Annotated in this window: 8 protein-coding genes; 7 read left to right on the top strand and 1 reads right to left on the bottom strand. The window is 48.4% G+C overall.

Annotation, left to right across the window (positions count from 1 at the left end; all coding sequences use genetic code 11):
- Positions 1-140 precede the first annotated feature (140 nt).
- The 3 genes from AC6ESP_RS28425 (at position 141) to gnd (ending at position 4,362) form a co-directional block, all read left to right on the top strand.
- Positions 141-1,853 (top strand): proline--tRNA ligase, encoded by a 1,713-nt coding sequence (locus tag AC6ESP_RS28425; RefSeq protein ID WP_497100134.1) that lies wholly within the window; start codon positions 141-143, stop codon positions 1,851-1,853.
- A 217-nt stretch (positions 1,854-2,070) separates the two neighbouring features.
- The gene (locus AC6ESP_RS28420; RefSeq protein WP_497100133.1) at positions 2,071-2,667 is read left to right on the top strand and encodes a YkzI domain-containing protein; all 597 of its coding nucleotides are present in this window, start codon (positions 2,071-2,073) and stop codon (positions 2,665-2,667) included.
- Between the two features lie 282 nt (positions 2,668-2,949).
- Positions 2,950-4,362: an NADP-dependent phosphogluconate dehydrogenase gene (gene gnd / locus AC6ESP_RS28415; protein WP_497100132.1), complete on the top strand. Its 1,413-nt coding sequence runs from the start codon at positions 2,950-2,952 to the stop codon at positions 4,360-4,362.
- Positions 4,363-4,389: 27 nt separating this feature from the next.
- On the opposite strand, the gene AC6ESP_RS28410 is transcribed toward gnd, so the two are convergent.
- On the bottom strand, positions 4,390-4,716 hold the full coding sequence (locus AC6ESP_RS28410; protein WP_497100131.1) for a hypothetical protein: 327 nt from the start codon (positions 4,714-4,716) through the stop codon (positions 4,390-4,392).
- 153 nt (positions 4,717-4,869) lie between these two features.
- Between AC6ESP_RS28410 and AC6ESP_RS28405 the strand changes: the two genes are divergently transcribed.
- The 4 genes from AC6ESP_RS28405 to AC6ESP_RS28390 all read left to right on the top strand — a co-directional run bounded on the left by AC6ESP_RS28405 (position 4,870) and on the right by AC6ESP_RS28390 (position 8,022).
- Positions 4,870-5,391, top strand: coding sequence for a shikimate kinase (locus AC6ESP_RS28405; protein WP_497100130.1), 522 nt, complete (start codon positions 4,870-4,872; stop codon positions 5,389-5,391).
- An 84-nt stretch (positions 5,392-5,475) separates the two neighbouring features.
- Positions 5,476-6,768 (top strand): 3-phosphoshikimate 1-carboxyvinyltransferase, encoded by a 1,293-nt coding sequence (gene aroA / locus AC6ESP_RS28400; protein WP_497100129.1) that lies wholly within the window; start codon positions 5,476-5,478, stop codon positions 6,766-6,768.
- A 37-nt stretch (positions 6,769-6,805) separates the two neighbouring features.
- Positions 6,806-7,240: a CoA-binding protein gene (locus tag AC6ESP_RS28395; protein ID WP_497100127.1), complete on the top strand. Its 435-nt coding sequence runs from the start codon at positions 6,806-6,808 to the stop codon at positions 7,238-7,240.
- Between the two features lie 110 nt (positions 7,241-7,350).
- Entirely contained in the window at positions 7,351-8,022 is a 672-nt protein-coding gene (locus AC6ESP_RS28390; RefSeq protein ID WP_497100126.1) for a hypothetical protein, read from the top strand.
- The last annotated feature ends 90 nt before the right edge of the window (positions 8,023-8,112 follow it).

Here is an 8,112-nt window from a genome sequence, read left to right as displayed (position 1 = left end):
TTAACGGACAGATACAAATCTTTGCGGAATATGACATGAACCGCCGTATACCGATCGGTACGTACGGTGGTGTGAGAGGTCGGGGGCTAACCGCCCCCTCCTACTCGATTTTTTTTATAATGATAATCGGGGGGACCTGAATGCGACAAAGCCAATTATTAATGCCAACTATGCGTGAAGCTCCATCGGAAGCGGAATCCGTCAGCCATCAGCTTATGCTGCGTGCGGGATTGATTAGACAGCTTGCAGCGGGGATATATACGTATTTGCCATTAGGCAAGCGAGTACTAAGAAAGCTGGAAAATATCGTGCGTGAGGAAATGGACCGAGCTGGTGCGCAGGAGCTGCTCATGCCTGCAATGCAGCCGGCCGAGATCTGGCAGCAATCCGGACGTTATGACGAGTACGGCCCTGAGCTGATCCGACTTAGGGATAGGCATGATCGTGAATTCGCTCTCGGTCCGACACATGAGGAGGTTATCACCGGGCTCATTCGGAATGAAGTCAGTTCCTATCGGCAGCTGCCTCTAACGCTGTATCAGATCCAGACTAAATTCCGTGATGAGAGGCGTCCACGCTACGGCCTGCTGCGAGGCAGGGAGTTTCTAATGAAGGATGCCTATTCCTTCGATACGGATTGGGAGGGGCTGCACCAGAGCTATAACCGAATGTACGAGGCCTATAAGCGAATCTTCACGAGAATCGGATTGCATTATCGAGCTGTAGAGGCTGATGCGGGAACGATAGGAGGCGAAGGCGGCACGCACGAGTTCATGGCTCTTGCAGCTATTGGCGAGGATACGATCGCTGCTTGTGACAAGTGCAGCTATGCAGCCAATATCGAGAAAGCAGAATATGGTATGGAAGCCGCAGCTGGGCAGGGAACTGCTGCTGTAAATATTGAGCTTGAGAGGCTGCACACACCAGGTCTCAAAAAAATCGACGAGCTGGTGCAAGCACTCGGTATAGAGGCTCTCCATTTCATTAAAACACTTATTTATATAGCAGATGGCCGTCCTGTTGCCGTATTAGTGCGAGGGGATCATGAGGTCAATGAAATTAAGCTGAAGCATGTGCTAAGCGCAGTGACAGTTGAGCTGGCAGATAAGGAGACCACTGAGAGGGTAACAGGCTCGGTTGTTGGATTTGCTGGCCCTATCGGGCTTTCAATACCAATCGTTGCAGATCATGCGGTTCTGTCAATGGAGGATGGAATTGCTGGCGCGAATGAAGCTGATTATCATGTCAGACCTGTCCGCGCAGCCGAGCATTTCACTCATGCACAGGCAGCAGATCTACGCAATGCGGTGGAAGGGGACTGCTGTCCGCGCTGCCAGGAAGGTCATTTGAAGTTCTACCGGGGCATTGAGGTGGGGCATGTGTTCAAGCTTGGCACCAAGTATAGCGAGGCTATGAACGCCCGTTATTTGGATGCGGAAGGCAAGGAGCAGCCTTTCATAATGGGCTGCTATGGCATCGGCGTATCACGGCTGCTATCGGCCGTGCTCGAACAGCGGAATGACAGCAATGGCATTGTATGGCCACAGCGCATTGCCCCCTATCAGGTGCACATCGTTCCGGTTTCTATGAAAGATCAGACCCAAGTGGAGCTGGCTGAACGATTGCTCGCCAGCTTGCAGGAAGCGGGAACTGAGGTCCTTCTGGATGATAGGGACGAGCGTCCAGGCGTCAAGTTCAAGGATTCGGATCTGATCGGTATTCCACTGCGTATCGTTGTAGGCAAGCAAGCGGGTGAAGGGATTGTTGAGCTGAAGGAGAGGTCAGAAGATCAGGCGAAGTCCTTAGCAGCAGAGGATGTACTGTCATTTATAACAGAGCGTATGAAGGAATAATAGGAGGCTCATTAGGAAGCCAGCGTTCAACTAGTAAAAAAGGTAGGTCAATGTACCCTGCTATCCGGGTTACTTGGCCTATTTTTCAGTTTAAGACGACCGTAAAGCGAAAATTAGTCAATAAACCAAGTTGCCATAACATAAGATGGAGTATAAGATATGGATAAGAACAAATTGTCAGAACATTTCGTCAAAAGGCTAAAAGGGAGGGATTGCCGTGAATAAGAGCTACGAAGTCGAATACTGCAATTTGGAGCTGCGATTTGACCGCCGGCAAATCCAAAACCTCATCCGTGATCTCATTCAGGAAGGGTACTCCTTGTATTGGAGCGAGACGGAGGGGCAGTTTCTCATTTCTATTCGTACCGGTCGCAAGCTCGTTAAGCTGAGATTTCAGCGCATCAAAAGCCGCTACAAAATCGTCGGGGATTATATCATTAAGGACGAAAAACTGTCGGAGTTGCTTGAGAAGCTGATCAATGACTCTCGTGGCCACGCGGTGGTCAAGCGCATCAAGGATCGTCAAATCGTCATTGAGAGCATTATGTTCGGTGAGATTATACGACTTGTGGAGGTGTCCGGTATGGAACATCGGATTATTTATCAAAAGAAGCCATTCGTAACAATAGAAGAAATGATCAAAGCCTTTCAGTCCAAGAGAGCGGAAGAGCGCGCTGCGGTTCTAAGATACGAGCTGGATTATGAATTATCCGTCTTATTCGAGGCTCTAGAGCAGCAGAACGAGGAAGTGGTGGCGGAATCGAAGGAAAGACTGATGGTGCTTCGTGCAGAGATGCTTCAATTAGAATTGTAGGCGCTTGCCTTGTCACTATTATATGGAGAGTTCGAATTAGAGCGGGGGTGTCCTTACGATACTCCTGCTTTTTTGCTGTTGTTATAATCCGGTGTCATTTGTATGAATTATGCCGCTTAGGTTAGCTTTTCAATGCAATATAAGGTAAACTTTTTAAAGCGGTCAATAAAACTGATGGATGAATGGCGACATTATCCTCTCAACTAGTTTTATTCTTACAGCAAAAAGAGTAATATTAAGCTATTGAGGACCCAAATATAACATGAAGGATGGAAGAACCAGATGTCAAAACAGCAAATCGGCGTTATCGGCTTAGCAGTAATGGGCAAAAATTTGGCTCTTAATATTGAAAGCAGAGGGTTTACGGTATCTGTATACAACCGTTCCCGTGAGAAAACAGACGATCTTATTCAAGAAGCGGCTGGCAAAAATCTCGTTCCTGCATATACAATCGAAGAATTCGTGCAATCCCTTGAGTCTCCTCGTAAAATTCTAATCATGGTACAAGCAGGAGCGGGTACAGATGCAACTATCGACTCCCTCTTGCCTCATCTGGATAAAGGTGACATCATTATCGATGGCGGTAATGCATATTTCCCTGACACACAGCGTCGCAGCAAAGCGCTTGAAGAGCAAGGCATCCGCTTCATTGGGACAGGCGTTTCCGGTGGTGAAGAAGGCGCTTTGAAAGGTCCTTCCATTATGCCAGGCGGCCAAGAATCCGCTTATAAATTGGTTGAGCCCATTCTTACAGCGATCTCTGCCAAAGTTGGCGACGATGCATGCTGTACTTATATCGGACCAGACGGTGCAGGACACTATGTGAAAATGGTACATAACGGCATTGAGTATGGCGATATGCAGCTCATTTGCGAAGCATACGACCTGCTCAAGAACGTTCTCGATGTTAGCACAGAAGAGCTTCACAGCATCTTCTCCGAGTGGAACAAAGGCGAGCTTGACAGCTACCTGATCGAGATTACTACAGATATCTTCTCCAAATATGATCCAGAAACCGGCAAGCCTATGGTTGATGTCATTCTTGACTCCGCTGGCCAAAAAGGTACTGGTAAATGGACGAGCCAAAGCTCCCTTGATCTGGGTGTACCTTTGTCCATCATTACAGAATCCGTATTCACACGCTTCCTGTCCGCAATGAAGGAAGAGCGCGTCGCAGCAAGCAAAGTGCTGAGCGGGCCTGCAAAAGCGCCTTTCCAAGGCGACAGAGCGGCATTCATCGAATCCGTACGCAAAGCGTTGTTCGCAAGTAAAATTTGCTCGTACGCACAAGGCTTTGCTCAAATGCGTGCAGCTTCCGAAGAATATAACTGGGATCTGAAATACGGCGATATCGCGATGATCTTCCGCGGCGGCTGCATTATCCGTGCGCGCTTCCTGCAGAACATCAAAGACGCTTATGATCGCGATCCTAACCTGCGCAACCTTCTGCTTGATCCTTACTTCAAGGACATCGTGGAATCTTACCAAGGCGCATGGCGTGAAGTAATTGGAACAGCTGTAACGAACGGCGTTCCGGTTCCTGCATTCGCAAGTGCAATTGCTTATTTCGACAGTTACCGTACAGAGCGCCTGCCAGCTAACCTGCTGCAAGCACAGCGCGATTACTTCGGTGCACACACGTTCAAACGTGTGGACAAGGAAGGTTCGTTCCACTTCAACTGGATGCAATCTTAATCCAGAAGGGAACCTGTACCACAAGAGCTAGTCTCTTCCTCGAGGGCCGATCTCCGACTCAGACAGGCCATATGCAGCTTCGATAAGCCAGCTGCGCAGACGGCTTGCTTCCTGATCCGAGCAATGTCTTCGATGGATTAGACTCATAGCTGCTTCGGCGAAGTAATGAAAGTTTCTTAATAAGCGTGGCTGCGACAGGTCCAGTAAAGCTGGATCTTCGTCAGCCACCTTTTTTTTAATATATTCGAGCATCCATACGACATCTTCTCTGCATAACGGGTGGTCAGGATTGAGAATCTGACTTATCCGCGAATGTGTAGGGCTCGAAGCATGCGAATGATGTTCACCATTCATTTCTCAGTCACTCCTTTTCAACATGAAAGCATCATTATCATCCATACGGCATATGCAACTTTTTTATACCCCATTCCTAATAAAAAATGATATGATGTTGTGGAAAAGTGTAAAATCAGGACTGAAACATCATGATAGTAGGGGCGCTGTGCATTGGAACAACAAGCGAGCACCAAGATCGTATTAGTAGGATTTATGGGAACCGGCAAATCAACCGTTAGTCAGCTTCTGGCGAATAAGCTGGGCTGGACCCGATTCGACTCCGATGAAGAAATTGAACGAAGTCAGCAGAAACGAATTGCTGACCTGTTCGAAGCAGGCGGAGAAGCAGGCTTTCGTGAGGTTGAGAGCCGAGTGATTTGTTCTCTGCTCGAGCTTGAGGAGCAAGCCGTCATTGCAACAGGAGGCGGGGCTGTCCTGCTTGATTGCAATCGCAAGGCGATGCTGGACCATAGCTTAGTCGTATCTCTTACCGCAGATGCTAATCAAATTATTGAACGGGTGAAGTCGGATAGTTCTAGGCCATTGCTGCAAGGCGATGTTGCTGCCAACGTGCTTAGAATAATGGAGCAGCGCAAGCATGCCTATGATTTCGCGCATCTCGCACTAGACACGACGACGCTTACTCCTTCTCAAGTAGCAGACATTATTATTGAGCGACTATATAACCATTAGCATATAGCGCTAAGGCATGGTATGACGAATGCCAAGCTATTAATCCAATCCAATACAAGACAGATAAAGGGGACTTGCTGCATTATGGATGTTATCGTAACACCAACACCCACGCTCAAAGGCGAAATTCAGGCTCTTTCTTCCAAAAACTATACGACTCGTTACCTGCTCGTAGCTGCTCTGGCGGAAGGAACAAGCACGATCTATTATCCTGCACACAGCGAGGACAGCGATGCGATGCGTCGTTGTATCCGTGACTTAGGCGCGACAGTAGAAGAAGACGACGAGAAAATCGTCATTACTGGCTTCGGGCGTCATCCGAAAGCAGTTGACCAGCTTGATGTTGGCAATGCAGGCGCAGTGCTGCGGTTTCTAATGGCGATTGCTTCACTATGCCCGGATGTGACCTTCATTAACCGTTATCCGGATTCTCTAGGGAAACGTCCGCATAACGACCTAATTGACTCTCTTGAGCAAATGGGTGTGAAGATAGAGCATAATGAAGGCAAGCTGCCGATTCGCATTCAAGGCGGCAAGCCAAAAGGCGGCAAGATTCAAGTGTCGGGCAATGTAAGCTCCCAGTTCCTTAGCGCACTGCTGTTCCTAACTCCGCTTCTTGAGGAGGATAGCGAGATTGAGGTTCTGCATGATCTGAAGTCGAAGGTCGTGGTCGGTCAAACGCTTGAAGTGCTTGAGCAGGCAGGTATCGTCATTCATACAAGCGAGGATCTGATGCATTATCGTGTGCCAGGCGGCCAAAGCTATGATGCGAAGACGTATATCGTACAAGGCGATTATCCGGGTTCGGCCGCTATTCTTGCCGCTGCTGCTGTTACGAAGTCTGACGTCATCGTGCATCGTCTGGAAGAGAAGAGCAAGCAGGGGGAGCGCGCTATTGTTGACGTTCTTCGAATGATGGAAGCTCCACTTACACATGAGAATGGAATTGTTCACGTCCAAGGGAACGGGAAGCTGAAGGCCGTTGAGTTCGACGGTGATTTCGCTACGGATGCCGTACTAGCTATGGTTGCAGCAGCTGTATTCGCAGAAGGAACCTCCCGTTTCTATAATGTAGAGAATTTGCGCTACAAGGAATGTGATCGGATTACAGATTATTTGAACGAGCTGCGCAAAGCAGGCGCTAATGTAGAAGAGAAACAGAGTGAAATTATTGTTCACGGCCGTCCTGAAGGTGTAGAGGGCGGAGTGGAGATTAATGCGCATTATGATCACCGTGTTATTATGGCGCTCACGATTGTTGGCTTGCGCTCAGTGAAGCCGCTTCGCATTCGTGATGCCCATCATGTGGCGAAATCCTATCCCATTTATTTCGATCATCTGAAGGCGCTTGGTGCCAACGTAGAGTGGGTAGAATAGAAACTGTAACCAAATAAGCAGCAAAGAGGGTATCCAAATGGCCTATGTACATCCATCTCGTGATGAAATTAAGCAGATTCTAGAGAACAGCGACATCATTGCAGTTGTAGGTCTGTCTGATAAGCCGGATCGTACTTCCTATATGGTATCCCAAGCGTTGCAGGCCAAAGGCTATCGAATTATTCCGGTCAACCCGAATGCAGAGACGATACTGGGTGAGAATTGCTATGCTTCCCTTGCCGATATCCCTGAAAAAGTAGATATTGTGAATGTATTTCGCCGCAGCGAGCATACACCTTCAGTTGCTGAAGAGGCGGTTGCTATCGGTGCCAAGACGCTGTGGCTGCAGTTGGGTATTCTGAATGAAGATGCAGCAATAATCGCTGAGGGTGGCGGATTGCAAGTCATTATGGACCGTTGTATTAAGGTTGAGGATTCGATTCTGCTCCCGCAGGGCAAATCCAAAACCTGACTGTTATAAAAAACGGGCGCTTCTAGCACAATAAGTAAGGCTTCTTTGAGCGATACGCAAATACGTTCGCTTACGGGAAGACTTTATTGACATGCCTAGGAGGATACAACGTGAACCAATACTCGCAGCAGCAGGGATTTTATCAAGGGCAAGGCTACCAAAGCGGTCAATCGAATCAGAATGCGAAGTACGAACCGCATGGCTATGTTCAATCTCATTATCAAGGGCAATTGAGCCAGCCGAGCTTTGGTCAGAATCAGCCTGTCATTTCCCATGCTGGCGGATATCAAGCTATGAATAACAATAGCTATGGAACCACGCCGAATTCCTACTCAGGAATGAGTAACCATCAGTATAGCTCGCAATATGGAGCTGGACAGCACAGCTATCACCCTATTGGAACTCAGCAGTATGCTCAGCATTCACAGAATTATGGTAGCGGTCAGCATCAGCCTGTCCAAAGCCACGCATCACAGCATATCGCATCGAATTATGGCAATGTTGGACCGGTCATTTCGCATTTGGGCTATCAGTCCTCGGGTATGGGCCACATTCCACCTCAGCCGCAGCAAGGCTACACGTCCTATGGACAGTCTTACACAGGCTCAGGCTATGGAAGTATAGCGAATTCACAATCACAAGGACAATACGGGGCTCAGACGCATTCCTCAACCTCGCAGCATCCTGTCTATGCAGCTACGAACGCATATGTGCAGTCAGGGCCAGTCATTTCTCAGCTCGGATGGCAGACAGGCTACGATGCAAAGAATGGTCAGTCCTAACCACAGGATAGCATAACGATGAGGCGGGCCGAGAGGCCCGTCTTTTTGCTTTGACAAAACAGTTGCGAACGCTTACCATCGAGAATAGAG

The organism is Paenibacillus xinjiangensis, assembly GCF_059686975.1.
Note: the sequence above shows the minus strand (reverse complement) of the source record. Positions and strands in the feature narration are given on the sequence as shown.